At 71.0% G+C, this 26,939-nt stretch carries 21 protein-coding genes and 1 pseudogene; 9 read left to right on the plus strand and 13 right to left on the minus strand.

The window, feature by feature from the left end; genetic code table 11:
• Positions 1-12: 12 nt before the first annotated feature.
• From OG852_RS47670 to OG852_RS47690, 5 genes are all read right to left on the minus strand, one after another.
• A complete protein-coding gene (locus OG852_RS47670; protein ID WP_443064637.1) occupies positions 13-2,478 on the minus strand; it encodes an MFS transporter in 2,466 nt (821 codons plus the stop codon).
• Positions 2,479-2,857: 379 nt separating this feature from the next.
• The gene (locus OG852_RS47675) at positions 2,858-3,661 is read right to left on the minus strand and encodes an SDR family NAD(P)-dependent oxidoreductase (protein WP_330351302.1); all 804 of its coding nucleotides are present in this window, start codon (positions 3,659-3,661) and stop codon (positions 2,858-2,860) included.
• Positions 3,658-4,584 (minus strand): fumarylacetoacetate hydrolase family protein, encoded by a 927-nt coding sequence (locus OG852_RS47680; RefSeq protein ID WP_330351303.1) that lies wholly within the window; start codon positions 4,582-4,584, stop codon positions 3,658-3,660. The genes OG852_RS47675 and OG852_RS47680 overlap by 4 nt, the downstream gene beginning before the upstream one ends.
• 9 nt (positions 4,585-4,593) lie before the next feature.
• Positions 4,594-5,925: an SDR family NAD(P)-dependent oxidoreductase gene (locus tag OG852_RS47685; RefSeq protein ID WP_330351304.1), complete on the minus strand. Its 1,332-nt coding sequence runs from the start codon at positions 5,923-5,925 to the stop codon at positions 4,594-4,596.
• Positions 5,926-5,948: 23 nt separating this feature from the next.
• On the minus strand, positions 5,949-7,511 hold the full coding sequence (locus OG852_RS47690; protein WP_330351305.1) for an MFS transporter: 1,563 nt from the start codon (positions 7,509-7,511) through the stop codon (positions 5,949-5,951).
• 763 nt (positions 7,512-8,274) lie between these two features.
• Here OG852_RS47690 and OG852_RS47695 point away from each other — a divergent pair.
• Both OG852_RS47695 and OG852_RS47700 read left to right on the plus strand, forming a co-directional pair.
• Entirely contained in the window at positions 8,275-8,664 is a 390-nt protein-coding gene (locus tag OG852_RS47695; protein WP_330351306.1) for a sensor histidine kinase, read from the plus strand.
• A 119-nt stretch (positions 8,665-8,783) separates the two neighbouring features.
• Entirely contained in the window at positions 8,784-9,740 is a 957-nt protein-coding gene (locus tag OG852_RS47700) for an IS481 family transposase (protein WP_330351307.1), read from the plus strand.
• A gap of 15 nt (positions 9,741-9,755) precedes the next feature.
• Here the strand turns inward: OG852_RS47700 and OG852_RS47705 are convergent.
• The 5 genes and pseudogenes from OG852_RS47705 to OG852_RS47725 form a co-directional block, all read right to left on the minus strand.
• Positions 9,756-10,687 (minus strand): annotated as a pseudogene (locus OG852_RS47705) (IS5 family transposase).
• A 55-nt stretch (positions 10,688-10,742) separates the two neighbouring features.
• Entirely contained in the window at positions 10,743-12,254 is a 1,512-nt protein-coding gene (locus OG852_RS47710) for a sensor histidine kinase (RefSeq protein ID WP_330351308.1), read from the minus strand.
• Entirely contained in the window at positions 12,251-13,000 is a 750-nt protein-coding gene (locus OG852_RS47715; RefSeq protein WP_330351309.1) for a response regulator transcription factor, read from the minus strand. The genes OG852_RS47710 and OG852_RS47715 overlap by 4 nt, the downstream gene beginning before the upstream one ends.
• Before the next feature lie 25 nt (positions 13,001-13,025).
• The gene (locus tag OG852_RS47720) at positions 13,026-15,299 is read right to left on the minus strand and encodes a glycosyltransferase family 39 protein (protein ID WP_330351310.1); all 2,274 of its coding nucleotides are present in this window, start codon (positions 15,297-15,299) and stop codon (positions 13,026-13,028) included.
• A gap of 41 nt (positions 15,300-15,340) precedes the next feature.
• A complete protein-coding gene (locus tag OG852_RS47725) occupies positions 15,341-16,603 on the minus strand; it encodes a glycosyltransferase (RefSeq protein WP_330351311.1) in 1,263 nt (420 codons plus the stop codon).
• A 752-nt stretch (positions 16,604-17,355) separates the two neighbouring features.
• Here OG852_RS47725 and OG852_RS47730 point away from each other — a divergent pair.
• Both OG852_RS47730 and OG852_RS47735 read left to right on the plus strand, forming a co-directional pair.
• Positions 17,356-18,438 (plus strand): hypothetical protein, encoded by a 1,083-nt coding sequence (locus tag OG852_RS47730; protein WP_330351312.1) that lies wholly within the window; start codon positions 17,356-17,358, stop codon positions 18,436-18,438.
• Between the two features lie 19 nt (positions 18,439-18,457).
• Positions 18,458-19,000, plus strand: coding sequence for a cupin domain-containing protein (locus OG852_RS47735; protein ID WP_330351313.1), 543 nt, complete (start codon positions 18,458-18,460; stop codon positions 18,998-19,000).
• Positions 19,001-19,017: 17 nt separating this feature from the next.
• On the opposite strand, the gene OG852_RS47740 is transcribed toward OG852_RS47735, so the two are convergent.
• The gene (locus OG852_RS47740; RefSeq protein WP_330351314.1) at positions 19,018-19,941 is read right to left on the minus strand and encodes a LysR family transcriptional regulator; all 924 of its coding nucleotides are present in this window, start codon (positions 19,939-19,941) and stop codon (positions 19,018-19,020) included.
• 124 nt (positions 19,942-20,065) lie between these two features.
• Here OG852_RS47740 and OG852_RS47745 point away from each other — a divergent pair, with 124 nt between their 5' ends.
• Positions 20,066-21,025: a LysR family transcriptional regulator gene (locus OG852_RS47745; RefSeq protein WP_330351315.1), complete on the plus strand. Its 960-nt coding sequence runs from the start codon at positions 20,066-20,068 to the stop codon at positions 21,023-21,025.
• 40 nt (positions 21,026-21,065) lie between these two features.
• Here the strand turns inward: OG852_RS47745 and OG852_RS47750 are convergent, their stop codons facing one another.
• Both OG852_RS47750 and OG852_RS47755 read right to left on the minus strand, forming a co-directional pair.
• Entirely contained in the window at positions 21,066-22,445 is a 1,380-nt protein-coding gene (locus OG852_RS47750; protein ID WP_330351316.1) for an FAD-binding oxidoreductase, read from the minus strand.
• Positions 22,442-23,575: an FAD-dependent monooxygenase gene (locus OG852_RS47755; protein WP_330351317.1), complete on the minus strand. Its 1,134-nt coding sequence runs from the start codon at positions 23,573-23,575 to the stop codon at positions 22,442-22,444. Before OG852_RS47755 ends, OG852_RS47750 begins: the two co-directional genes overlap by 4 nt.
• A 218-nt stretch (positions 23,576-23,793) precedes the next feature.
• Here OG852_RS47755 and OG852_RS47760 point away from each other — a divergent pair, with 218 nt between their 5' ends.
• From OG852_RS47760 to OG852_RS47775, 4 genes are read left to right on the plus strand one after another with little or no spacing between them, the layout of a single operon-like run.
• On the plus strand, positions 23,794-24,084 hold the full coding sequence (locus OG852_RS47760; protein ID WP_330351318.1) for a putative quinol monooxygenase: 291 nt from the start codon (positions 23,794-23,796) through the stop codon (positions 24,082-24,084).
• A 6-nt stretch (positions 24,085-24,090) separates the two neighbouring features.
• Entirely contained in the window at positions 24,091-25,071 is a 981-nt protein-coding gene (locus OG852_RS47765; RefSeq protein WP_330351319.1) for a fumarylacetoacetate hydrolase family protein, read from the plus strand.
• Positions 25,072-25,077: 6 nt separating this feature from the next.
• Positions 25,078-26,469 (plus strand): aldehyde dehydrogenase family protein, encoded by a 1,392-nt coding sequence (locus tag OG852_RS47770; RefSeq protein WP_330351320.1) that lies wholly within the window; start codon positions 25,078-25,080, stop codon positions 26,467-26,469.
• On the plus strand, positions 26,466-26,906 hold the full coding sequence (locus OG852_RS47775; RefSeq protein ID WP_330351321.1) for a VOC family protein: 441 nt from the start codon (positions 26,466-26,468) through the stop codon (positions 26,904-26,906). The genes OG852_RS47770 and OG852_RS47775 overlap by 4 nt, the downstream gene beginning before the upstream one ends.
• Positions 26,907-26,939: the final 33 nt, after the last annotated feature.

Genomic DNA, 26,939 nt, shown 5'->3' on the forward strand with positions numbered 1-26,939 from the left:
CGGACAGCCGCGTCAGCTGTCTGGGTGAGCCAGTTCCAGATGGATGTGCTCCAGGCCCCGGCCCGCCACGGTGACCGTCCTGGCCACGGCCGGATACCCGGCGGCGACCACCGAGTATTCGCCCGCGTCCAGGTCGGTGAAGGCATAGGCACCGTCAGGGCCCGTGGTCGTGATGCCCACCACGTTTCCCGTCGCGTCCAGCAGGGTGACCCGAGCGTCGACCAGGCTCTTGTGGCCGGTAGCCGCTCGCACGATCCCCTGCAACTGCGCGCCCGACGAAAGCTGCACCTTCAGCGCGGTGGCTTCGGGCTCGGACGTCCGGACGGGGAGTGCGCCAGGCCGGAAGCCTGACGCGTTCACCGTGAGTGTGACATCGCTCGTCGACAGCTCGCCGCACTCGAACCGACCGTGGGAGTCGGTCTTTTCGCTGGCCAGCACCTCACCGCGCACGTCGGTGACGGTAACCAGAGCCCCCGCCACGACCGGCCCGTCCTCGGCCGACATCACGGTGCCGGCGACCCTGCCTCCTCCGGCCAGAACCAGGTCGTGCGCCAGTGGCTGCTCGCCGAGTACGACCGTGGCCGCCTCCGGCTGGTGCCCCTCCGCCGAGGCGACCAGCACGTATGACCCTGCCGCTGGGGCGGTCAGCTCGTAACGGCCGGTGCCGTGGGCCACGACTCGGCCGGTCTGACGCCCAGTCGGCGAGACGAGGGTGAGCGTGGCGCCGGCTATGCCGCTGCCGACGGAGTCACAGACCCGGCCGGAGACGACGGGCCCGGAACCGGCCCGGGCCGGGGCATCGGCCTCACCCACCACGTCATTCCGACCTCCCTGCCGGGAGATGCCGACACTCACTGGATTGTCCGCGTCGGCCGGGCCGACAGGAACCGGCATCGGTTCCAGCTCGTTTCCGGTGAACGGCTTCGCATCCTCGGGCGCAGCCTCGATCGAGGCCCGCGGTGCGCGCAGCAGAATCGCCCCGACCACAGCAGCGAGCAGCGCGAGAGCGGCCGCCACGACCAGACACAGACGAAGGCCGTCGAGAAAGGCCTCGGACAGCGCGCCCAGGGCGCGGCCGGTGTCCGCTCCCAGGTTCATCTGGGCAACCACGCTCAGCCCGTCGGCCTCCACCGCCGCGGTGATCCGACGCGCCGTCGAATCGTCCACACCGGCGTCGGCGAGATGTCCGGGCAGGGTGTCGGTGGTCCTGGTGGTCAGCAGTACGCCGAGGACGGCCGGGCCGAGCGCGCCGCCGACCTGGCGGAAGGCGTTGTTGCCGGCTGCCGCCATGCCGGCCAGGTGGTGCGGCACGGAGGCGACGGCGGTGGCCGTCATGGGTGTGACGACCAGGCCCAGGCCGAGACCGAGCAGGGCAAGTCGCCAGGTGAGAGCGCCGAGGGAGGTGTGCGCGTCCAGAGCGGTCAGGGACACCAGAGCACCCGCGGTGACCAACAGCCCGGTGGTGATCAGGACGCGTGCCGAGATCCGGCGCATCAACGGCCCGACCACGACCCCGACGAGCAGACACACCGCCGTCACCGCGAGCAGCCGGTAGCCCGCGGCGAGGGTGTCGAGCCGCTGCACCAGGCCGAAGTAGAGGCTGAGGACGAAGAAGAATCCGATCAGCCCGAGGAAACTGATCATCGCGACCAGGGTGGTGGCGCTGAACGCCGGGCTGCGGAAGAGCGCCAGGTCCAGCATGGGGTTGGTGCTGCGCCGCTCGGCCCAAACGAACCCGGCGGCGCTCACGGCGGCCAGCGCCAGCGCGGCGATCACCCGGGGCTCGGAGAAGGAGTCGGCGCCGCCCTCGATCACCCCGTAGACGAGCGAAGTGATCGCCAGCGCGGCGGTGATCTGGCCGGGCCAGTCCAGCCGACGCGCACCGGGCGCCCGGGAGTCCTCCACGAGCGGTACCGCCACCGCCATGGTGAGGAGGGCGACCGGTATCGCCGGAAGGTAGATCCATCGCCAGGCCGCGTGGTCAAGAATCACGCCCGCGATCAGGGGGCCGGTGGCCAACGCCGTCATAAGGGCGGCGGCCCACAGCCCGACGAACTTGGCGCGCTCGTGCGGATGGGGCACCGCGTGACTGATCAGCGCCAGCGTGGTCGGCAACAGCGCGGCCGCGCCCAGCCCGGCCAGTGCCTGTCCGACCCACAGCACCTGGACCGACTGGGCGCTCAGGGCGACGGTCGCCCCCACGGCGGCGAACAACAAGCCGGCCTGGAAGACCTTCTTGCGGCCGTGTACGTCTCCGAAGACCCCCGCGGTCAGGATGAGAGCCGCCATGGGCAGGACGAATGCGTCGGAGATCCACGACAGTTGGGCAGTCGACGTGTGCAGGGCCCGTTGGATGGCCGGAAGGCTCACCGAGATGCTGGTGACCGGCAGATAGGCGACGAACACTCCCACGCACGCCATGACGAGCGTGGCTGTCGGACTGCGGCGTGGTCCGGTCGCCGTTGTTCCCAGGTTCACGAATCCTCCGTTCCGGTGCGGCAGGTCGCCGGCACGGCAGTCACTTTCCGGCCTGTGCCGGTCCTGGGCCAGCCACAGCCCGCCGAGCTTGGAAAATCGACACGGGGAAGGGCCATCCGAAGGATTTTCGACACCGCGGCGCGCGGTCGGTGTCCTGACCGGGCGCGGCCAGGAAGCCGGCGGTCTCGGGCAGGGCGCGGCGCACCCACGGACCGGAGAACGTGAGGAGGACGCTGAGCAGGAACGGGATGCGTCGGCTCTTCTCACCGCCCGCGGCGAAACCCTGAACCAAGCACAGCAGGGCCGGCGGGATCGGCGCGGCGACGTCGATCCGGCTGAATGTCGGCGGCGGACCGATGCCCGTGGTGGCCAGGTGTGTTCACGGTGCTGCGTCATCCTTCTGATGAGGCGCTGCGCCCGGCAGGACGGTCGACCAGCCGCCGTCGACGACGAGGTTCGTGCCGGTGATGTACGTGGACTCGTCGGAGGCCAGGAACACCGCCGCGTTCACCACGTCGTCCGGCACTCCGACGCGGCCGAGCGGGATGTGCGCGGCGATGGTGCGCATGGGGTGGTCGTCGGCGAGCAGGTCGCCGCGGGTGGCCACGGTGTCGATCATTCCGGGGCTGACGCAGTTGGCACGGATCCCGTGTGGGGCGCCCTCTGCGGCGAGTTGGCGGGCCAGGGCGATCACCGCGCCCTTGGAGGCGGAGTGCGCGGTGCGCTGGTTGGTGAGGGAGCCGGCGAGACCGGCCGTGGAACCGACGGTGACGATGCAGCCGCGGCTGCGGACCAGGTGTGGCCAGGCGGCTCGGGCCGCGAGCCACACCGAGTCCAGTTCGGCGCGCAGGGTGAACGTGAAGTCCGCGTACGACTGCTGGTCGATCGCGCCGAAGCGGACCGCGCCGGCGTTGGCGTACAGGATGTCGACACCGCCGTACGCGGAGACCGCACCGGCCACCCAGTCGCGTACCGAGGCCTCGTCCGTCGCGTCGAGCGGGCCCGGCACCAGAGCCTTGCCACCGGCCTCGGCGATCATGCGCCGGGTTTCGAGCGCGCCGTCGTGTCGCAGGTCGCCGCCCACCACGAGCGCGCCCTCGGCGGCGAACCGCAGGGCCGCGGCGCGGCCCTGGCCCCGGGCCGTGCCGGAGATCAGGGCCACCTTCCCCTCCAGGCGCCTCACGGCCGCTCCCGCATGCGGCGCCGCGCCCGCGGCAGCGGTACCGGCTCCGGCCCCGGCACGACGGTGTTCGACACCGTGCCCAGGCCCTGCACCGTGAGGGTGACGGTGTCGCCTTGCTTCAGGGGCGGCGGGGTCTGTTCGCCGCGCAGGCCCCACAGTTCGGCGAGGCAGCCGCCGTTGCCGCAGGTGCCGGAGCCGAGGACGTCGCCGGGGCGCACGGTCGTGCCGCGCGAGGCGTAGGCGACCATCTCCTCGAACGTCCAGCTCATGTTGGACAGCAGGTCCTCGCCGACCACAGTGCCGTTGACCTCGGCCCGCAGTGCCAGGCGCAGGAACCCCTCCGCGTCCCGGTACGGCTCCAGTTCGTCGGCGGTGACCAGCCAGGGGCCGAGCGTGGCAGCCGTGTCCTTTCCCTTGCACGGGCCGAGGCCGACCCGCATCTCGCGGGCCTGCAGATCGCGCGCGGACCAGTCGTTGAAGACCGTGTACCCGGCGATGTGGGCGCGCGCCTGCTCGGGCGTCAGGTCCCGGCCCTCGCGGTCGATCACGGCGGCGACCTCGAGCTCGAAGTCGAGGACGGCCGCACCCGGGGGCAGGGGCACCTCGTCGTACGGGCCGATGACGGCGTACGGATTGGTGAAGTAGAAGGTGGGCGCGTCGTACCAGGCGTCCGCCACCCCGGCGGCGCCGTCGATGGACTTGCGTACCCCTTCCACGTGTTCCTCGAAGGTGACGAAGTCCCGGACGGTCGGCGGGTCGAGCGGCGCGAGGAGCCGCACCTGGGAGACGTGTGGCCCGGGCACCGGACCCGGCCCGGTCACGTCCAGAACGCCGGTCGCGTCAGGCACCGGGTGCAGACGGTCCACCTCGTCCAGAACTCCGACCTGCGTGCGACCTTCGTGTACGTAGCGTGCGATGCGCATCGGGAAACCTCAGGCCGGGTTGCGGCCGATGAAGAACTCGCGGAACGGGTCCATGCTGGGTTCGAGGCCGGCGTCGAGCAGCCCCTTGCGCAGGGCCGTCATCTGGGGGTCGTGGATGCGCTGGGTGGGCATGCGCAGCGGGCCGCCGTTGTAACCCTGGAGCCAGCCCTGGAACTTCCACGCCTGCCGGTTGATGAACGCCCCGCCGTTCAGCGTGGCGGCCAGCCCCGCCTTGGTCTTCCGGGCCGGGTGGAGCCGCCAGTACAGGTCGGCCGCCTCGTCGAACCTGCCCTCGCGCAGCAGGTTGAAGGCGCGCGGGATCATGGGGCCGTAGTACTCGTGATCGCTGGTGGCGGAGAACTGGAGCGGCATGATCTGCGACAGCGGGATCAGCTCGCCCTCGATGGGCATGGAGATGACCACCTCGTCACCGAAGTGCCGGTGGCACTCGATGACGCTCTGGATGCTGGGGAACCCGCCCTCGGCCTTGATGGCGACGATGTTGGGGCAGTCGTCGAGGAGCCGGCGGATCAGCCGTACCGGGATGTCGGAGGGGTGGATGCGGGTGCTGAAGCCCCACAGGAACATCGGGAAGAGCATGACACCGAGGTTCGTCGCGTCGCAGACGGCTTTGGTGTAGTCGTAGACGTCCTGCTCGGACTCCGGGTAGAAGTTCGGCGGGTACGACAGCAGCACCAGCTCGGCACCGGCCTCTTCCGCGCCCCGTACGGCCTCGATGTTGTCCGGCACTCTCAGCCGTGCCGAGCGGCAGCCCGAGGTCGGCGAGCCTCTCGGTGAACCGAGCGCGGCGGGGTTCGCCGCGGTCATGGGGGTCTCCACCAGGCCCGGATGGACCGAGTTGACGCGAATGCCGTACGGGGCGAACTCCACCGCCGCGGTTTTCGTCATCCCGCGTATCGCCCACTTGGAGGCCGTGTACGGCAGGATGCCCGGCAGGCCCACGAGGCCGGCCGACGAGACGTTCACGATGGAGCCGCCACCCGCCGCGCGCATGGAGGCGAGCACCGATTTCATACCGAGGAACGTGTCCACCTGGTTGACGTCCACCACGCGCCGGTAGTCCGCCTCCGTCAGCTCCTCGATGGGGGCGTCGACGACGATACCGGCGTTGTTGACGAGGCCGGTCACCCGTCCGTACGCCCGCTCGGCCACCGTGACGGCGGTGAGCCAGTCCGACTCCCGTGTGACGTCGAGCGGGGTGAACGTCGCATGATCGGCGCCGAGTCCACCTGCAAGCGCCTCACCCTCGGCGGTCAGTACGTCGCCGATCACCACGTGGGCGCCTTCGGCGGCGAGGCGCCGCGCATGCACGGCGCCCATCCCGCGGGCTCCGCCCGACACGATCACGACCTTGCCCGCGACCCGTCCGCTCGTGCGACCGCGGCCTCCTCCGCGGCCTCGGCGGCCGTCGTCTGCGGCGCCGATCCCCGTACGAGGATCAGTGTGGCCGCCGCACCGACGAGGGACGCGATGCCGGCCACGACCGTGCCGACGGAGTAGCCGTGACCGAGCGCGTCGAGCGCGGCCTGCCGTGCGGCGTCGCTCGTGTCCGGCGAGTTGAACAGGGCCAGCGCGCCACCGGCCTTCTCGATCGCCGCATCGGCGCCCGTGAGGTTGCCGGACAGCTGTCCCGCGGCCAGAGCCGCCGCGATGGATCCGACAAGGGCTGGGCCGAGGGCCTGGCCCGCCTCACGCACCAGCGACGTGGCGCCGGACGCCATACCGGTCATGTGGATCGGCACCGCGTTCACCGCGGCGGCCGTGAGGGAGGAGACCACACAGATGAATCCGACACCGAGCAGCAGCACCGGACCGATGAACGCGCTCAGGGACGTCGTCGTGATCGGGAGGGCGCTGATCCAGAACTGGCCGGCCGCCATCGGCAGCAGACCGCCGACGAGCAGCCAGCGCGGGTTCACCTGGCTGAGCATCCGGCCGAGCACCGGGGCGAGCAGCAGCGGGATGAGCTGTAGGATCACGAACGGCATCCCGGCTTCCAGCGAGCTCAGATGCATCACGGCGCCGAGCCGCATGGACACCACGTACGCGGTGCCGATGAAGCCCAGCATGCCGAACAGGGCCACCACGGCGGCCGCCGCGAACGACGGAATCCGCAGCAGAGACATGTTGAACATCGGCGCGGAGGAGCGCAGCTCGACCCGGACGAACGCGGCGAGACCCACCACGGCGACGATCATCGCGCCGATGAACAGGCCACTGCCCCACCCGGAGGCCGAGCCCTGATTGATGCCCCACAGTAGCGCGGTCAGGCCGACGGCGACGGTGATCTGCCCCGGCCAGTCCAGCGTGCGGCCCTCGGCCGCACGCGAATCGGTGACCAGCCGCCAGGACAGCAGAGCCGTGACGACACCGAGCAGCACCGGCAGGGAGAAGGCCCAGTGCCAGTTCGCCTTGGTGGCGATCACACCGGACCACAGCGGGCCCGCGGCCGACGCGGCGGAGATGGAGAGAGCCCAACGGGACACCACCTTGGCGCGTTCCTTGGGCTGCGGGGTGGCGGCCGAGAGCACGGCGAGGGTGGTGGGGAAGAGCATCGCCGCGCCGAGGCCGGCGATGACCTGGCCGGCCCAGAGCATCTCGATCGACTGGGCCGTCACATTGAGAAGTTCACCGGCAGCGAGGACCGCTCCGCCGAGTACCAGGAGCTTCTTGCGCCCGAACATGTCGCCGACGACACCGAAATTCAGCTCAAGAATGGCAGTCGGCAGCAGGAAGGCGGTCGTCACCCAGCCGATCTGGGCCGAGTTCGCGCCGAATGCCGTCGTGATATTGCCGTTGATCGGAGATGGAATCGTGATGGCCAACTGGGCGGCGGCGACCGCGAGACAGCACGCGATGAGCGTACCGGTGTCGAGCCTTTTCGGTGTCGGGGCGGTTTCACTCACGGGAAATCCCTTTCCGTACGGTCGATGCCTTGTATGAGTTCGAGGCCGAGTTCAGGGGGTGTGACGGCGAAATGGCCGCACCCCTCGGTGTGCGCCGTGGCCAGCGGGTGGGGAGCGCGCAGGCCGGGCCGAGAACCGGGCCGTGCGAGTAGTTCGAGCCGCCATTCGGAGTCGGGACGTTCCAGGACGACGCCGCGCAATCGACAGGCCGTGCTGTCACCGTCCGCAGCGTATGGACCGGTAAAGCGGGGGACAAGAACGTGTGCGGTTCGGGGGCATAACCGATTGACATGTCTGCCATCTGGTGTGCGGTGGCAGGCGGGGGCTTGTCAGTTCGCGTCGAGGGCGTTTTGGGATCGCCTTGACACCGCGTGCGCCGTGCCGCCCATCGCACACGAACGGGTCCGTGGTACCGTCCGCGGGGACGAGGATCTCGGTCGGGCCCGCGAACAGGTCGATGCCGATCTCCCGCAACGTCCGGCTCACCGCCGCACTCACGGGCGCTACGGAGCAGGAGGCCGAACGGGACTTCGCCTCCCGCGCGGCCCGCGCACCGGCGTCGACGAGGCGGCCTCTTTCTCCTCGCCGAGCTCGGCGGGACGCCACGGCCGCTGCGCGAAGCGGTCGACCTGCTCTCTCTCGCCGCTGACGCGATCACCGCTGCGGCGCTGTCACATCCGCGCCGGGCCGTCGCCCTGGAACCGCTCGGGGACCACCCCCCCCGGCCGATCCCGCCGTCGACCGGGCTCTCGACATCGTCGAGGTGGACGGCGACGCGCATCAGCTCGCGCAGGTCGTCGGCGATCTGCTGTCCCACGCCTGTACCCACACGCCGCCCGACAGCCGGATCCGGGTACGTGTGGGTGCCACCCGGTGCGACCCGCGCGCCGGCGGCATCGACGTGCCCGGCAGGACGAGCTCCGGGCCCGTAGTCCCGCCCGGTCTCGAGGTGTGCGTGATCGAGGTCATCGACGACGGCACGGGCCTTGGACCGGAGGACGCCCGTGATGTCTTCGGCCGCTTCTACCGCGCCGACCCGCCGGCCACGGCCGAAGCCGAGCCTGGCTCGGGACTCGGCCTGGCCATCGCGTCGGCCATCGCGACCGCTCACGGCGGCCGGCTGGACGTCCCGGCCTGCGCGACGCCGGCATGATCCCCGGACAGGCTCTAGGTGTATTGATCACGAGCGTTGTTGACACTGGCGGGTCTTGAACATGGCGAAGACCTCCGATGTGGTGGAGCTGTCTAAGAACACACCGCACGGAGGTCTTCGTGTCCCACCGTAATGCCCGGCTGACCGTTCACGGCAGGCGGCTGCTCGTCGAGCGTGTCCGTTCGGGCCGCCCCGTCGCGCATGTCGCGGCCGAGATGGGCATCTCACGTGTCACGGCCCACAAGTGGATGCGCCGCTGGCAAGCGGAGGGCGAACAGGGGCTGCACGACCGCCCCAGCCGTCCACTGACGACACCCCACCGCACGGCGGCAGCCGTGGAGGCCCGGGTGTGCCGGCTGCGCCAGGACCGCAAACTCGGCCCCGCCCGCCTCGGCCCCGTCCTGGGACTGCCCGCCTCGACCGTGCACCGCATCCTGGTCCGCCACGGCCTGAACCGGCTTGCCTTCCTCGACCGGCCCACCGGCCAGGTCATCCGCCGCTACGAACGCGACCGACCCGGCGAACTCATCCACGTCGACGTCAAGAAACTCGGCCGCATCCCCGACGGCGGCGGCCACAAGGTCCTGGGCCGCCAGGCCGGCCGCGCCCGCCGCAGCAGCGTGGGCTTCGACTACGTCCACTCAGCCATCGACGACCACAGCCGCCTCGCCTACAGCGAGATCCACCGCGACGAGAAAGTCGCCACCTGCGCCGGCTTCCTCACCCGCGCGGCCGCCTTCTTCCACGCCCACGGCATCACCCGCATCGAACGCGTGCTCACCGACAACGCCTGGGCCTACCGCAAGGGCCTGGCCTGGAAGCAGGTGCTCATCGAGATCGGCGCGACCGGCAAGCTGACTCGCGCCTACCGCCCGCAGACCAACGGCAAGGTCGAACGCTTCAACCGCACCCTGCTCGACGAGTGGGCCTACCTGCGGCCTTTCACCAGCAACGACGAACGCACCGCAGCCCTGGCCGACTTCCTCCACACCTACAACTACCATCGCTGCCACACCGCACTCGGAGGCCAGCCACCCATCACCCGAGTCAACAACCCTGCGGGTCAATACATCTAGGCACTGTTTCTTGGATCATGTGCGGAGCCAGATCGTGAGGGCTGCGAGGGTGACGGTGCCGAGATAGATATAGGCCCGTTTCTCGTAGCGTGTGGCGACGGCGCGGAAGCCTTTCAGTCGGTTGATGGCCCGCTCGACGGTGTTGCGTTTCTTGTAGCGCTCACGGTCGAATCCGGTGGGGCGGCCGCCTTGGGAACCGCGGTTTCGTCGGTGTCTGCGTTGGTCGAGGCGTTCGGGGATGGTGTGGGATATGCCGCGTCGTCGCAGGTAGTGACGGTTTTCGCGGGACGTGTACGCCTTGTCGGCCAGCACATGGTCGGGCCGGGTGCGAGGTCGGCCCACTCCGATGCGAGGCACGGACAACCGCTCCAGCACGAGGCGGAGTTGGGGGCCGTCTCCGTAGTGTCCGGGTGTCAGGAGGAAGGCGAGCGGCCGGCATCGTCCGTCGGCTGCGAGATGGATCTTGGTGGTGAAGCCGCCGCGGGAGCGTCCCAGGCACTCGCGGATCTGAGCACCTCCTCCAGTCGGACGGCTAGTTTCCGAAGCGCCGGATCGACCTGGTTCGTCCGCGGGTGGACCCCCTTTTGAGGCACCGCGGCGGGCGGTGCGTTCCTTGCGCCAGCGGCGTGCTGGTGAGCCCGCACTGCCGTGGAGTCCACGGAAATGTCCCAGTCGATCCGGCCGGCGGCGTCCTCGGCAGACTGCACCTTCGACAGGAGCATCTGCCAGGTCCCGTCCGCCGACCAGCGGCGATGGCGTTTGTAGACCGTCTCCCACGGCCCGAACCGCTCCGGAAGATCCCGCCACTGCACCCCCGTCCGGACCCGGTAGAGCACCCCGTTGATCACCCGTCGGTGATCGCTCCACCGGCCCCCACGTGCACCACCGCGAGGTAAGAACGACTCCAGCCGATCCCACTCCGCATTCGTCAGGTCTCCACGTCCCATGGAGTCAGCCTGCCCCCAACATTCCACCCGGGGAGGGAGATCCGAGAAACAGCGCCTAACCGCAGGGCAGGACGCAACGGAACACGCAGCCCTGTGCGGGCCGGGTCTCCAGTTCGAGGCGGCCGCCGTGGCCTTGGGTGATCGTGCTCGCGATGGCCAGGCCGAGGCCGGAGCCGCCTTGGTCGCGGGAGCGGGAGGGGTCGGCCCGGTAAAGGCGTTCGAAGACCCGGTCGGCGGCCTCGGGGCCGATGCCGGGACCGTCGTCGATCACCTCGACCACACAGATCGGGGTGCCTTCCGCCAGAGGTGGTCCCGAGGCGCTGCGGCCGGGCCGGTCCCGTCCGCCGGAGTCGGTGTCAGCGCGGGCGGTGCCGACGCGGACCCGTACGGTCGTTCGGGGTGGAGTGTGGGTGACGGCGTTGGTCAGCAGATTGGTGACGACCTGCCGCAACCGGTGCGGATCGCCGGTCGTCTCGGCCGGTTCCAGTTCGCCCTGACCGCCGTCCAGCGGCTCCAGCCCGATCCGGTGCCCCGGGCTCTGCGGCGCCACGGCGCTCACGGCGTCGGCGGCCAGCGAGAGCAGGTCCACACGCTCCGTCGCGTACACGGGTTCCTGGTCCAGCTTGGCCAGGAGAAGCAGGTCGTCGACAAGCAGACTCATCCGCTCGGCGTTCTGTGCGATGAGCCGGTCGGCCTCCCGCCGCGCCGACGCGGGCCGGTCCTGGTGCCGCAACGCCAGTTCGGCGAATCCCTGGATCGTCGTCAACGGTGTCCGCAGTTCGTGCCCCGCGTCCGCGACGAACCGGCGCAGCCGTGCCTCGGAGGACTCACGTTCCCGCAGGGCCCGCTGGAGTCGGTCCAGCATGGTGTTCAGTACGGTGCTCAGCCGCCCGGTCTCGGTCCGCGGATCGGTGTCCGGCAGGCGCAGGTTCAGGTCGTGGGCGGTGATGTCCTGCGCGGTGTGTTCCATGCGGGTCAGCGGGAGCAGACCGATCCGTACGGCCCAGCGGCCGAGCACCACCAGGCCGGTGGCCGTGGCGGCCAGCACGATCGCGTTCAGCCAGAGCATCTTCGCGGCGGCCCCGTCCACCGTGTTCAGGGGGAGCGCCACCACGTACGAGGTCCTGTCGGATCCGGATTTGACCAGCACCCGCCATCGCTCGTCCCCGGAGACGGAGCCGACAGTTGCGGGCTCTCCCGGGGACAGCCCGAGCCGGCCGATCGAGGACGGAAGGTCCGGTCCGGGAGTGCTGCCTCCGCCCAGGGTTCCGTGCTGGTCACCCCGGGCGTCGTAGAAGGTGACCCGGAAGTCGGACGGCAGGGTCACGGAGCCCGGGGCGGGCGGTGGCACGGGTCCGGGGCCGACGGTCCGGGAGTAGGCATGGTCGGGCAGGAGAAAGTCCCGGAGCTGGCCGTCCACCCGGTCCAGCAGCCAGGACCGCACCACGAAGAAGCCGATGGCCTGCGCCGTCAGCACCGCGACCGTGGCCAGCAGCGCGGCGCCCCACACCAGCCGGCCGCGCAACGACCTGGGCCGCACCGTGCGCAGGAGGTGACGCCGACTCACCCGTCGGTCCGGGCCGTGCGGTCGCGGGGCAGTCGCAGGCAGTAGCCCACGCCCCGCTGAGTGTGGATCAGCGGCGGGTCGATGGCGTCGATCTTCCGGCGCAGGTACTTCACGTACGTCTCGATGATGCGGGCGTCACCCGAGAAGTCGTAGCCCCACACCCGCTCCAGGATCATGGCCTTGCCGACCACGCGGCCCGCGTTGGCCATCAGGAAGGAGAGCAGCCTGAACTCGGTGGGGGACAGGGGGACGTAGATGCCCGCCCGATAGACCTCGTGCGCGTCCTCGTCGAGTTCCAGGTCGGCGTAGCGCAGGACGCCGGGCGCGGCGCCGGGCTCGTCGCAGGCACCCTCGGGGTCCGTACGACGCAGCACGGCGCCGATCCGCAGCACCACCTCTTCGATGCTGAACGGCTTCGCGACGTAGTCGTCGCCGCCCGCGCGCAGGCCGGCGAGCCGGTCGTCGACGTCCGCGCGGGCGGTCAGGAACAGCACCGGTGTGGTCACGCCCGCCGCCCGCAGGGTGCGGGTGAGTTCGAAGCCGTCGAGGTCGGGCAGCATCACGTCCAGGACCAGCAGAGCGGGCGCGAACCGCTCGGCCTCCAGCAGGGCGTCCCGGCCCGTGGCCGCGCTGCTCACCTCGTAGCCGGACAGCCGCAGCGCCGTCTCCAGCAGGGTGCGGATGCCCGGGTCGTCCTCGACGACGAGGATGCGGCGCGGGCCGCGGGCAGCGGGTGCTTCTGACATGGGGGGCTGTCGTCCATTCTGCCGCCTACTTCGTGGTGCTCATGGCAGCGCAGTCGTACAAGGTCGTCTCGCCGCCCATCATGCCCGCGGAACCTGAGGAGCCGCCCGAGGAGCCGCTGCCGCCGTAGGCGGAGGCGGGCACCTCGGTGCAGTTCTCGCTGATCCACTGGGAGCGTGCGGAGGCACTGCCGCCGGACCCCATCGGGCCGCCGCCCGAGCCCGAGCCGAGGACGTAGCGCAGCTCACCCTTGCTCGTCCAGGTCCGCAGCTGGTTCACCGAAGGGGCGTTGTCGGTGCCCATGAAGCCGCCCATGCCGATGACCACGGCGTCGCTGTTCAGGATGTAGGAGGAGGTGGCGTTGGCGCCGCCCTCGACGGCGAGCTTGATCCGCGCCTTGCCCGAGTGCTCGACGGCGTAGTCGAGGATCTTGCGCTGTTCGGAGGTGAGGGCCGAGTCGCCGCCGAACCCGCCCATGCCGCCGAACCCGCCCATGCCGCGGGAAGCGCCGTTGCCGCCGCCGGAACCGCTTCCGCCGCCGGTGCCCGGGAAACCCTCCATTCCTTCCGGCAGCCCGCTGGGCATCCCTTCGGGCAGCTGTCCCGAGCCGCCGCCGGCGCTCCCGCCCGGCATCTGCGTGGGCATGCCCTGCGGCATGCCGCTCGCGCCGTCGCTCGGCAGCTGTCCCGATCCGCCGTTGCCGTTCCCGCCGAAGCCCTCGGGCATTTCGAAGTCACCGGAGCCGCTGCCGCCCCGGGGCAGGGAACCCGAGCCGAAGCCCATACCCGTCAGGGGCCCAGCCGTCGGGTTCGTTCCTCCCATCGCGGACGTGGAACCGGGCACGCTGACCGACCATGCCGCGGGCGCGAGCAGCACCGCGAGCACCGCGCCGCCCAGCGCCGTGGGCAGCAGACGCCGCCGTAGGCCGGACAACCCCAGAAGAGCCGCCGCGCCGATGCCCACCACAAGCACGAGCCAGGCCAGCCAGCCGTGCCAGGACGGCGTCCGCCGGATCACGACGACCGCCCAGACCATCGTGACCATCACGGTCATCGCCCCGGTCGGGATCGCCCAGCGCGCACCGGCCCGGTGCGCCCTTGCGAGCGCGGTCACCAGACCTGCAGTGAGGGCGGCGATCGCCGGGGTCAACTCGGTGGTGTAGTACGGGTGGAAGATGCCTTCCTGCGTGGAGAACACCAGCCCGCAGACCACCAGCCAGGTGCCCCACAGGATCCAGCCGGACGCGGCGAGCGGTTCGCCCGTGTCACCCCGGCCACGGCGGCGCCGTACCGCGACCGTCACCGCGACGCCCAGCGCCACCGCGCACAGCGGCAGCAGCCAACTGATCTGCCCGCCGACCTGGTCGTTGAACAGCCGCCCCAGACCGGCCGCGCCTCCGAAGGAGATCCCGCCACCGCCGAAGCCGCCACCCGAGCCGTTCTCGCCGAAGACGCGGCCCAGCCCGTTGTAGCCGACGACCAGGTTCCAGGCCGAGCCGTCCTCGCTGCCGCCGATGTAGGGCCGCTCACCCGGCCACACAGCGACCATGGCCACCCACCACAGGGACGACACCGCCAGCACCGCCCCCGCGGCCAGCAGCCGCCACAGCCGCCTGAGGAACGGCCCCGAAGCGCCCACCAGCCAGGCCGCGGCGAACGCCGGGACCACCATCCAGGCGGCCAGCATCTTCGTCAGGAAGCCGACTCCGATCAGGAAACCGCTGCCCGACAGCCACAGCAGCGCCGAACGGTCCGACGACGCCTGAAGGGCACGGGTCAGCGCGTACGCGGCCGTCACCAGGGTCAGCACCAGCAGGGTGTCCGGGTTGTTGTCCCGGTTGATCGCCACCGTGATGGGGGTGAGCGTCATGACCAGCGCGGCGAGCAGGCCGGCGCCCTCACCCGCCCAGCGGCGCACCGTCCGGTGCAGCACGAAGACGCCGGCGACGCCCTCCAGGAGCTGCGGCAGGATCATCGCCCAGCCGTGCAGGCCGAAGATCTTCGTGCTGATCACCTGCGGCCACAGGGCCGCCGGGGGCTTGTCGACGGTGATGACGCCGGCCGGGTCGTAGGCGCCGAAGAGGAAGTTCGTCCAGCTGCGGCCCATGGACTTCACGGCGGCCGAGTAGAAGCTGTTTCCCCAGCCGAGCGAGCCCAGGGCCCAGCCGTACAGCAGGGCGGCCAGCAGCAGGATGGCGCCGAGCGCGGCGGGAGCGGCCCAGAGGGGCAGCGGGCGGCCACCGAGGGCGGGGGGCGCCGTGGTGTGCGACTCGGGCGGCGACTGCTGGGATGTGTCGGTCATGATCGGGGGCACTCTCCGTCTGTGTGTGTGGGCGTGGGGGATCAGGACGTTCGGCCGCGGAAGACGGCCAGGCGCAGCACCAGGAACCGCAGCGCGGTGACCACGACCGACGCTGACACGAGCACCAGCGTTTCGGCGGCGGCAGAGGTGTGCGGCCGGCTTTCGCGGAACAGGAGCACGGCGCCGGAGGTGACGAGATACCCGACGACGAACAACGCGCCCGCGCCCAGGTGCGCACGCCCGACCCCGGTCCGTGACCAGCGGAACGTGAGGCGGCGGTTGGCCTCGGTGTTGACGACGGTGAGCACCAGCAGGGAGACGAGGTTCGCCAGGGCCGGCGGCCACCAACCGCGCAGCAGCCAGTACAGCAGTGCCTGGCCGAGTGTCGAGACGATGCCGATCGCGATGAAGCAGCCGGTTTCCCAGGTCAGCCGGGAGCGCCCCGAGTCGGGGGCCAGCACCGCGTCCGGGTGCTCGGCGGCCGGCCGGGGGCGCCTCGGCAGCGGTATGCGGGCGGCGCCCGAGGACTTCAGCCGGGCCATGCGCCACAGCCCGCGCAGGTCCTCGGCGGCGGTGCTGACCACGTCGACCCGGGTGTCGATGTCCTCCACCCAGTCGACGGGTACCTCGTGGATGCGCAGTCCGTTGTGCTCGGCGAGCAGCAGCAGTTCGGTGTCGAAGAACCAGGCGTCGTCTTGGGTCTTCTCCAGCAGCGGCCGGAGTATCTCGGTGCGGGCGGCCTTGAACCCGCACTGCGCGTCGCTGAACCGGGCCCCGTGGGTCAGCCGGATCAGACGGTTGTAGCAGCGCGACACGAACTCCCGGCGCGGCCCGCGCACGGTACGCGCGCCCGGCGCGAGCCGGCTGCCGATGGCGAGGTCGGAGTGGCCGCTGGCCAACGGGGCGACGAGGGGCAGCAGCCCGTCAAGGCCGGTGGACAGGTCGACGTCCATGTAGACGACGATGTCTGCCTCACTCGCGCCCCACACGGTGCGCAGGGCGAGCCCGCGCCCCTTGCGGTCGAGGTGGACCACGCTCACCCCGGACAACTCGGCGGCCAGCGCGCGGGCCACCTCCAGGGTGCGGTCGGTGCTGGCGTTGTTCGCGACGGTGATGCGCCAAGGGAACGGAAACCGCTCGTGCAGCCGCGCATGCAGGGTGCGCACACAACCCGGCAGGGAATGCTCTTCGTTGTACACGGGGATGACGATCTCGACCGTGCGCAGGGCCGCGTCGAGTGGGCCGGGCCGCGCGGCCGGTTCGAATTCACCGACGGTGCGAGCCCGACTGGACGTCTGGGTCATGGATTCCTCGTTCGTGGGGGGAACGGCGGGAAGCTCCCACACCCGGGCAGGGCCGCACGTCCAGCGCAGGGAGGCGATGACCTCGGCCTCCGGCTCGTCGTACGGAAGTGGGAGCCAGCCGAGAGCATGGCCGCCCCGGCTGGGGGGATCCGGGAAGAAGGCTGGGAACCCGCTGTGAGCCGGGTTAATTTCCGCTTTGCGGACGGCAGTGGCGGAGACCGCCGGCTGATGCCGGTCTGTGCGAGGCAGCCGAGCAGGGTCGCCGCTCCGCCCTCCCTGCGGGGACGGAAGAGCGCGCGACGGCCGAGTACGGCGTTCCCTGCGTGCCGACGCGCGGCGCAACCGGGCTCACGTGTCCAGCGGGACGCCTCGGCTCGCGCGACATCTAATCGGTTTTCCCTGGGTCGGCTGCGTCGTGCGGGCCTGGGACGGCGTCGCGGGCTTGGGGGCTGGGCCTCGAACTGTTCGACGACGTCCTCGGCGCGGGTACGGCCGGTCCGGCTCGCCACGGCCCGGGAACCGCGGTCGCCGCGGCGGTCGACGTGCCCCCCCGGGTCGGGACCGCCGGACGGGACGCCGCGTCTGCCGGCCGAGGGCCGCTGCGACGGCCCCTGCAAACCTCACCGCGCGCCGTCGGGCCAGACGCGTCGCGCGATGTTTGAGATCGGTGCTGGTGATGGCCGGGAGGGTTGCCGGTGCCACGTGGCTGCGGCTGACTGTCACGTGACACACGGTGATTGGAGACGGGACCCATGCCCACACTCGACCGCGAGAGACTGAAGAGTCTGGCCGACCTGTTGCTGGAGTCGATGGCGAAGCGCGACGCCACGCTGCTGCCGCTGGCGCGAACGTATGCCATGACGAAGAACAACGGGCCGTCGTCGCCGGGGATGGCCGACATCTGGCGCACCGTCACCGGCTACAGGGCACCGGCCGACTTCCAGTACGTGATCGACACCCCGGCGCAGCAGGTGTTCGTGACCGCCGAGGTCGACGAGGGCGGCGTGCCCGCTCTCCTGTGGGGGCGGCTGAAGGCCGAGGACGAGCTGATCACCGAGATCGAACTGTACATGTGCCGGTCCAACGGCGACTCGGGGTTCATGTTCGACCCCACCGGGCTGCGCAACATGCCGAAGGAGTGGACAGCCTCCGTCCCCGACGCGCAGAAGGCGTCGCGGGAGCGGCTCACCGAGATCGCCCGGTGCGTCTTCGACCCCGGACTCGGCACCCCGGAGACCTCCCAGGAGGGGTACCTGGTCGAGAACGGCGAGCGCGTCATGGGCGACATCACCGTCGAGAAGATGCGCGAGCTGCTGCCATGGGCGACCAAGGAGATGTTCGCCCGCGTCGAGCGCGAGCACGCGCTGCCCAAGGAGTACGACAAGCCGGGCTACGCCAGTCTGCTCCTGGACAAGTCGAGGCACGCCGAGCTCATCGGCCTCGGCTGCGACCTGATGGCCGACCGCCCGGCAGACGACCACGCCCGCATCCTGGTCGACGAGGTGCAGGGCATCGTCGTCAGCCTCGGCATGGTGCCCGGGCACACGTACCCCAGCTTCTACTGGTGGTACCCCATCCTCGAAACCGCGTTCGTGCCGGAGTCGATGCTGCTGGACAACCAGTCCCGCCGGGAGAACGCGGACAGCGACCCGAGCTTCGACCCCAATGTCGGCCGGGACCCGTCGCTGCCCTACATCCCGCTCAGCAAGCCGGTGCCCGCTGTGCTGAGCACCGCCGAGGTGTACCGCTTCTTCGACGGCAGGATCCAGGGCGAGCACCGGCTCATGCAGATCCAGCCGGCGGGCAGCACCTCACCGTGGACCGTCGGCGAATGACCGTGGAGGAATTCTCTCGATGAGCAACTACACCGTTCCCCGCCGGGTGGTCACCGGCCACACCGCCGACGGGGTGTCGGTCGTCCTGAGCGACGCCCCGGTGCCGGTCACCCGGGAGATCCCGGAGGACGGCGTCGCCTTCCACGAGGTCTGGAACACCGAGGGCGCGCCCGCGAGGATCACCGGGGTCGAGCCGGACGAGCCGACCGAGCGCCCCCTGGCGGTACCTCCCCCGCGGCACGGCACCAAGATCCGCGTCAACGAGTTCGCGCCGGGCTTTCTCGACGAGGCGGGACTCCAGTCGCCCGTGCACCGTACGGCCTCGATCGACTACGGGATCGTCCTCGACGGCGAGATCACGCTCATCCTCGACGACTCCGAGGTGACACTGCGCGCCGGTGACATCGTGGTGCAGCGGGGCACCGACCACGCCTGGGCCAACCGCGGGACGGTGACGGCGCGCGTCGTCTTCGTCCTCGTGGACGGCGAGTTCGAGCACGATCTCGCGGCCTCGCTGCCGGGCGGTCTCGAAGGACTCATGCACGGTGGACCGCGCGACTGACCTCCGTTCCGTCCCGGCTACGCGACGGCGTCCTCGACCTCCACCGCGACGTCGTACAGGAGCTTGCGCAGCCAGACCACGCCCGGGTCGCTCTCCCGGCGCGGGTGCCAGTGGGCGGCCTCGGTGATGTGGACCGTCTCCACCGGCGTCCTCGCCACCACCAGGTCGAGCACGTCGAGGCAGCGCCGCGCGAGCCGGGACGGCACGAAGGCGCACATGTCCGTCCCGGCGACCGCGAAAGGCAGGGGCAGCAGGCTGGTCACGCGCACCAGCACGGTGCGGTCCGCGAGGCCCAGCTTCCCGAGTTCGATCTCCAGCGGGCGCAGGTGCTCTCCGGCCGCGGCGAACTCGGCGACGGCGTGCGGCATCTCCAGCAGGTCCTCAGCGGTCAGTGCCCCGTCACGCAGCCGGGGGTGGCCTCGCGAGACCAGGCAGACCAGCTCGTCGGTGAAGACGGGCTGGACGCGTCCGGGAAACTCGTAGCCCAGCGGTGCTATGACGAGGTCCCGGCGCATGAGCTGGGCCTCGACCTGGTCGCGGCGGACATCGAGCGGGTCCAGAGCGATCGTGCAGCCCGGCGCGTGCCGCGCGAGCAGCCGGGTCAGCGGCTCGGCGAGAACGGTCATGGCGTATTCCGACATCGTCACACTGAACCGCTTCCTGCTCCTGGCGGCATCGAACGCGCGCTCGTTGCCCAGCAGTGCCTCGGCGCCTTCGAGTGCCTCGGCCACCACCGGCTGGAGCCGGGCGGCGAGCGGGGTCAACTGGAATCCCCGGCCGTCGCGGATCAGGAGGTCGTCCCCGAAATGTCTGCGCAGCCGGTTGAGCGCGCCGCTCATGGCGGGTTGGCTCATGGTCATGCGCTCGCCGGCACGCGTGAGATTGCGTTCCTCGAGCAGGGCGTGCAGGGCCGGGAGAAGGTTCGCGTCGACTTCCCGCAACCGCTCCCTCACATGATTCTCATGAACAGCCAATTACGTCATCTCCCTGTCGCGGTGACTATATGCGAATACGTTGCCCGCCCCTCCAGGAGGCGGCGGGCAGTCGGCCAGAAAGGGGCGAGCAATGGCGCTCGGCAGTACCGACCTCAACCTGCTGCTCCCATTGAAGGTGTTGCTGGAGGAAGGGAGCGTCACGCGGGCCGGCCGTCGGCTGGATGTCGGGCAGCCCGCGATGAGCGCGGCGCTGGCCCGCCTGCGCCGGCGCTTCGACGACGAACTCCTGGTCCGCAACGGCCGCGAGTACGAGCTCACGCCCCTCGCCAAGGACCTGCTGCCCGAGGTACAGCGGGCCGTGCGGCTCATCAGTTGCGCGCTGGACCTTGAGGACGAGTTCGACCCGGCCAGGAGCCGGCGCACGTTCCGTCTGACGATGAGCGACTACGCGATCGCCGTGGTGCACGAGCCGCTGGTGCGTCTGGTCGAGGCGGAGGCGCCCGGCGTGCGTCTCGACATCAGCCACCTCGAGGCCCACGCCGCCTTCTCCGACCGGATCCTGGTCGACAACGACGTGCTGATCGTGCCGACGGGCCACGGCTTTCCGGGCATGTCGCGCCCGGTGTGGACGGACCGTCTGGTCGTCATCGCCGACCGTGGCAACCCCCGGCTGAGCGACGGCTGCCTGTCCCTGGACGATCTCGCCGCACTGCCGCACGCGATCTCGTCCTACGGGCCGGGTGCCGTCACGGCGGACGAGCGGATCTTCGGCGAGCTGCGCATCGAGCGCCGGGTGGCGTTGCAGGTCCACGGCTATCTTCCGCTGCCGTTCGTGATCGAGGGGACCGAGATGGTGGCGGTCGTGCCGGAGAGGCTCGCGTGCATGCTGATACGCCCGTCCAGCCGGCTGGTCACGGTGGAGCCTCCGTTCGGGCAGGTGCTCCTGACCGAGAACTACTGGTTCGCCGAGGACCGGCTGGCCGACCCGGCGCACCGCTGGCTGTTCGGCCGCCTCGACGCCGTGCGCGACGAGCTCGCGGCCACCGGAACCGTGCGGGACGACCTCGCACAGGCCCGCGGCGCCGCCTGACCGGCGGCCGGAGCCCCCACAGTGGGCTCCGGCCGCCGTGCTACGCCTGCCAGTGGTTGGCGTTGGCCGCGCCGTCCGGGCCGGCGAGGTACCCGACGAACAGGCCGTCCGGGTCGCGTACGGCGATGATCTTCCGCAGGCGTTCCCACGACGCGTCGGAGACGAAGCGCAGCTGGCGGCGGGCGAGGTCGGAGTCGCCGAGGTACTGGCCGACGGTGACCGGCTGGAGTTCGGCCATCGCGGCCGCGAGCCACGCCTGGTTCCGCGCGTCCTCCTCCTCGTCCTCCCACAGCACGTAGCTGGCGAGGTAGATCTCGCTCTGCAGCGAGAACGCCATGTCGGGCAGTTCACGCAGCGGCGCCATGCTGAACCAGATCGTGAACGACTTCGCGGTGGGCAGGGTGGTGTAGACGCGGCGCGCGGCCCCGACGACGTCCGCGGGTGATCCGGAGATCCAGGCGTTGTCGACCGCCCAGCGGTGGCCCTCCGGGTTCGCGGCGAGCTGGTGCTCCCGCTCGCGCTCGAACGTGGTCGGTTCGTTGTCGACGACGAACAGGGCCCGCGCCAGGGCCGGGTTCGTGCGGAACGGGGCGAGCGCCCGGTCGGCCTCGTCGGCGTCGTCGACCATCGCCACGGCGGTCACCAGGAGCACGGGCTCGTCGCCGAGGTGGGGGTCGGTCTTGGTCAGGGCGACGATCTCGACCGTGTCGGCGACGGTGCCGTGGAGGGTGTGCAGCCACGTCATGACCTCGTCGAAGTCGCTCAGTCCGAAGCCCTGCACCGTGTGGGCGAGGTGGCGCGGCTCGGGCAGGGTCCGCAGGTGGAAGCGGGTGACGATGCCGGGGAAGCCGGGTCCCGCGCCGCGGGCGGCCCAGTACAGGTCACTGTGGTGCTCGGCGTCGGCACGGACCAGCTCGCCGTCGGCCGTGACGACGTCGACGGCCGTGACGTACTCCGCGGCCCAGCCCCAGCCGCGGGCGTTCCAGCCCTGGCCGCCCTGGAGCAGGAAGCCGCCGAGGCCCACGCTCGGGCAGTGGCCGCCCGGGAAGATGCGGCCGTACTCCGCGAGGTAGGGCGCCAGTTCCAGGCCGCCCCGCACGGCCGGGGTCGCCCGCACGACCTGGGTCCCGGGGTCGTACGACATCTCCTTGAAGCCGCCGAGGTCGAGCACCAGGGCGTCCTCGCGCAGCGACCACTGCGCCCAGCTGTGGCCGCCGGAGCGGACGGCCACCTGCCAGCCGCGCTCGCGGGCCAGCTGGACGCCGTTGACGATGTCGCGTTCGCCGGCGACCCGCAGGACGGCTGCCGGGACGCGTTCCGGCAGCCGCCGGTTGAAGATCCGGTCGACGGCCGCCTCGTCGAAGCCGGCGTCGCCGCGCAGCAGGAGTTCGCCGTCGAAGTGCGGCGTGGGCGCGCTCACGCCTCCTCCATCACGGCGTGCAGGGTCTCGCCCATGACCCCGCCAGGGTCGGCGCCCGGGGTGTCGGGGTGGATCTCCCACTCGGCGAGCCGGAGGCTGTTGTCGAGGACCATCCGCACCCGGGGGAAGCGGCGGGCCATGAACGCGGGCAGCACGTCGTCGGTCTTGTCGCCGCCGGCGAGCATCTCCGCCAGCACGACGGCGTCCTCGGCGCACATCGCCGCCCCTTGCGCGATCAGCGGTGGACACGCGTGGGCCGCGTCACCGATGATGATCGTACGGCCGCGGTACCACGGGGACTCGACCCGCATCGCCTCGATCCACTGGTAGTTCACTATCGCGTCGTCCGCGATGCCGTCGCGCACCTGGCCCCAGGTGCCGCCGTAGCCCTGGCCCCGCTCCTTGAGGACGGCGCCCTTCGGGCCCTCCCCGACGAACGAGCGGTCGAGGTTGCCCTCGATGAGGAAGGCGTAGCAGAGCTCGTCGGAGATCGGGGTGTAGCCGGCCTTGAACTTGGGACCGCCGTAGTACAGCTCGGAGCAGTCCATGGCCTCCGGGCGGCGGGCCACGGTGCGCCAGATGCCCATCCCGACCGGGGTCGGGAGGTCGGTGATGCCGATCATCCCGCGGACCTTGGAGCGGATGCCGTCGGCGCCCACCAGCAGGTCGACTCTCTCCCGGGTGCCGTCGGACAGCTCGACCGTGACGCCGTCGCCGGTGTCCTCGAAGTCCTCGACGGTGGTGCCCAGCCGCACGTCGACACCTGCCGCCGGCAGGTCGGCCGCGATGATGGCCGCGAGGTCGCCACGCAACGCGCCCATGGTGGGAGGTAGTTCGGCGCCGCCCATCGCCGGGGTGTCGATCTCCGTCAGGAGGGTGCCGTCGGCGTGGCGCAGGCGTACCTTGTCGAAGGCGTAGGCGTGCGCGGCGAGCCGGTCGTAGATGCCCACCGACCTGAAGGCCTTGAGGGCGTTGCCCTGCAAGGTGATGCCGTGGCCGACGCCGCCGAGGTCGGTGCGCAGGTCGACCAGTACGACCTCGACGCCCCGCTTCCTCAGGGCGAGGGCGAGCACTCCGCCCGTGATGCCGCCACCGACGATCAGGACGCGGCGAGTCTGCGAATGGGGCATGTGGGGTCCTTCCTTGACTGCGTGACGCGTCACACACTCACCCCTGTCGGCCGGGGGGAGAACCCTGCACCGACTGATACCTGGCATCGCTGCTCGAAGGCCCCCGTGAGCGTGATGCCTGCCATCGCCACCAGCGCTTATGAAGGGGATGAGAACCGGTCCTACTGTGAGGGAACTCGCGACCCACGCGAATCACTGCCCCTTCGAAGGAGTCACCCATGGCCTACGTCGTGACGGCGATCTGGACCGCGCAGCCGGGACAGGAGGATGTCGTCCGGGATGCCATCGAGAAACTCACGCCGCCCTCGCGCCAGGAGCCGGGCAACCGCTTCTACCAGGCGTACGAGAGCCCCGAAGAGCCGGGCGTCTTCCGCCTGTTCGAGATCTACGACGACGAGGCGGCGTACCAGGCGCACGGCGCGTCGGAGCACTTCGCCGAGTACGGGCACGGCCAGGCGATCCCCGTGCTGGCGAAGCGTGAGCGGGCGTTCTACGAGACGATCGGCTGAGGCTCGGTGAAGCTGGCTGCCTTCCGTCGCCGCACCGAGCCCCCCGGCGTGCGCCACGTCGGGCTGGTGGTGGGCGACGGATCGGAATGGTGGATCCATCCCTTCCCGCCCGGCACCGAGATGGTGCCGATGCTCGCCGCGGACGCCGCGAGCCGCGAGGCGGCGGCCGACACGGCCGCGCAGGCGGACGGGATCCGCCTCAGGGATCTCGTGCTGCTGCCGCCGGTCTACCCGGTGGCGATGCGCGACTTCCTCACCTTCGAGGCGCACGTCGACGGCATGGAACGGGGCCACGGAAACCCCGGCCCGCCCGAGGCCTGGTACGAGGCCCCGGTCTTCCTGTTCATGGCACCGCACGCGGTGACCGGCCCCTACGACGGCATCGCGATGCCGCCCGACACCGCCCGCCTCGACTTCGAGCTGGAGATCGCGGCCGTGATCTGCCGTGACGTCCGCAACGCGAGCGCCGAGCAGGCCAGGGCGGCCATCGGCGGCTACTGCGTGATGAACGACTGGTCGGCCCGGGACATCCAGAGCCGGGAGATGACGCTGAAGCTCGGCCCCTCCAAGGGCAAGGACTTCGCGACGACGATCGGTCCCTGGATCGTCACCCCCGACGAACTGGACGGCTGCCGGGACAGCGACGGCTTTCTGGACCTCGGGATGACGGTCAAGGTCAACGGGATGAGCGTCGGATCAGACCGGTCCGGCCACATGGGCTGGTCCTTCGAGCACATGGTGGCGCACGCGTCGCGGGCGTCGTGGGTGAAGGCCGGCGAGGTGCTCGCCTCCGGCACCTGCGCCTCGGGCTCGCTCGCCGAGTCCTGGGGGCGCACCGGCGCGCTCGACCCCCCGCCCCTGCAGATCGGGGACGTGGTGGAGATGTCGATCGACCGCCTCGGCACCATCCGCAACGAGATCGTGCCCGCCGAGGACGCGGCTCCCCCCGTCCCGCCGGCGCGGCGCCGCGTACGTCAGGAGACCTGATCGACCATGGTGTTTCCCACCGAGAAAGAGGTCGTCACCCGCAACCCGGCCACGGGCGAGGTGCTCGGCCGCTATGCGACCCACGACCGGGCAGCCGTCGAGGGGGCGCTGGCCCAGACCCACGCCGCCGCCGCGCGATGGCGTGCCACCGGGCTCGCGCAACGCCTCACCCTGCTGCGCGACATCGGCAAGCTGCTGCTCGAACGCCGCGACGACTACGCGGCGTTGATCACCGCCGAGATGGGCAAGCCGATCTCCGAGTCCCTCGCCGAGATCGACAAGTGCGCCTGGAACTGCTCGGTGGTCGCCGAGAAGGCTCCCGAATGGCTCGCCGACCACGAGGTCGAGGCCGGCCGGTCGCGCTCGTGGCTCTCGTACGAGCCGCTCGGCGTCGTGTTCGCGGTGATGCCGTGGAACTACCCGTTCTGGCAGGTGATCCGGTTCGGCGCGGGCGCCGTCGCCGCCGGGAACGCCGTGCTGCTCAAGCACGGCCCGGACGTCACCGGGGCCGCCCTCGCGATCGAGGAGCTGTTCGCCGACGCGGGCGCGCCGCCCGGGCTGCTGCGGTCCGTGGTCGTCGCGGCGCCGGACGTGCCCGAGGTCAGCGAGCTGATCATCCGGGACCCGCGGATCGCCGCGGTCACCCTCACCGGAAGCGAGCGGGCGGGAACGGCGGTCGCCTCGGTCGCCGGCTCCGCCGTCAAGCCCTCCGTGCTCGAACTCGGCGGCTCGGACCCGTTCGTCGTGCTCGCCGACGCGGACATCGAGGCCGCGGCGGCGGCGGCCGTCACCTCCCGCTTCGGGAACGTCGGTGAGAGCTGCATCGCGGGCAAGCGGTTCATCGTGCACGAGGCGATCGCCGACGCGTTCGTCGCCGCCTTCGTCGACCGGGTCGGGATGCTGAAGGCCGGCGACCCGACCCTGCCGTCGACCACGCTGGGCCCGATGGCCCGGGCGGACCTGCGCGAGGGCCTGCTGCGCCAGATCCAGGAGACCGTGGCGCAGGGCGCCACCCTGGTGACCGGTGGCGAGGCGCTCGACGGGCCAGGCAACTTCGTCGCGCCGACCGTCCTCGACCATGTCACCCCGGGCATGACCGCCTTCGTCGAGGAGACGTTCGGGCCCGCGGCGGCGGTGGTCCGGGCCCGCGACGACGAGCACGCGGTCGAACTGGCCAACGACACGGCGTTCGGGCTCGGTTGTGCCGTGTGGGGCGTCACCGAGCACGCGCTCGCGGTGGGCCGGCGCATCCGGTCGGGCGCCCTCTTCGTCAACTCCGTGGTGGCCTCCGATCCGCGGCTGCCGATCGGCGGCATCGGCCGCAGCGGCTACGGCCGGGAGCTCTCGGCCGAAGGCATCCGCGAGTTCACCAACGTCCGTACGGTGGTGGTGGCGTGAGCGGGCCGGCCGCCGGCCGCCTGGACCACGTCGGCCTGAACGTCGCCGATCTCGAGGCGATGAGCGAGTGGTACGCGGCCGCTCTGGGACTCGGGACGGAGTTCAGGTTCGAGGTCCCGGAGGTGGGTCTGCGCGGCACCATGCTGCACAGCCCGCACGGTCACCGGATAGAACTGATCCACCGTGCAGGCAACGGGGCCGGACTTCAGGCGTCCGGCCCGCTGGAAGCCGCGCTGACCCGCGGATTCGGGCACATCGCACTGGACGTCACGAACGTCGACGAAGCCTACGGCGCGCTGATCGGGGCGGGCGCGACGGACCGTATGAGCCCGAGGCCCTCACCCGACCCCGGGGTCCGCATGGCCTACGTGGTCGACCCCGAGGGCAATCTGATCGAACTGCTGGACCGCACCACCGCCCGGACCTCCACCGGGTGATCCGCTCAAGGGCCCCTAAGCCACGATCCACCG

The sequence above is a fragment of the Streptomyces sp. NBC_00582 genome (assembly GCF_036345155.1).
In the GTDB taxonomy this organism is placed as follows: Bacteria; Actinomycetota; Actinomycetes; order Streptomycetales; family Streptomycetaceae; genus Streptomyces.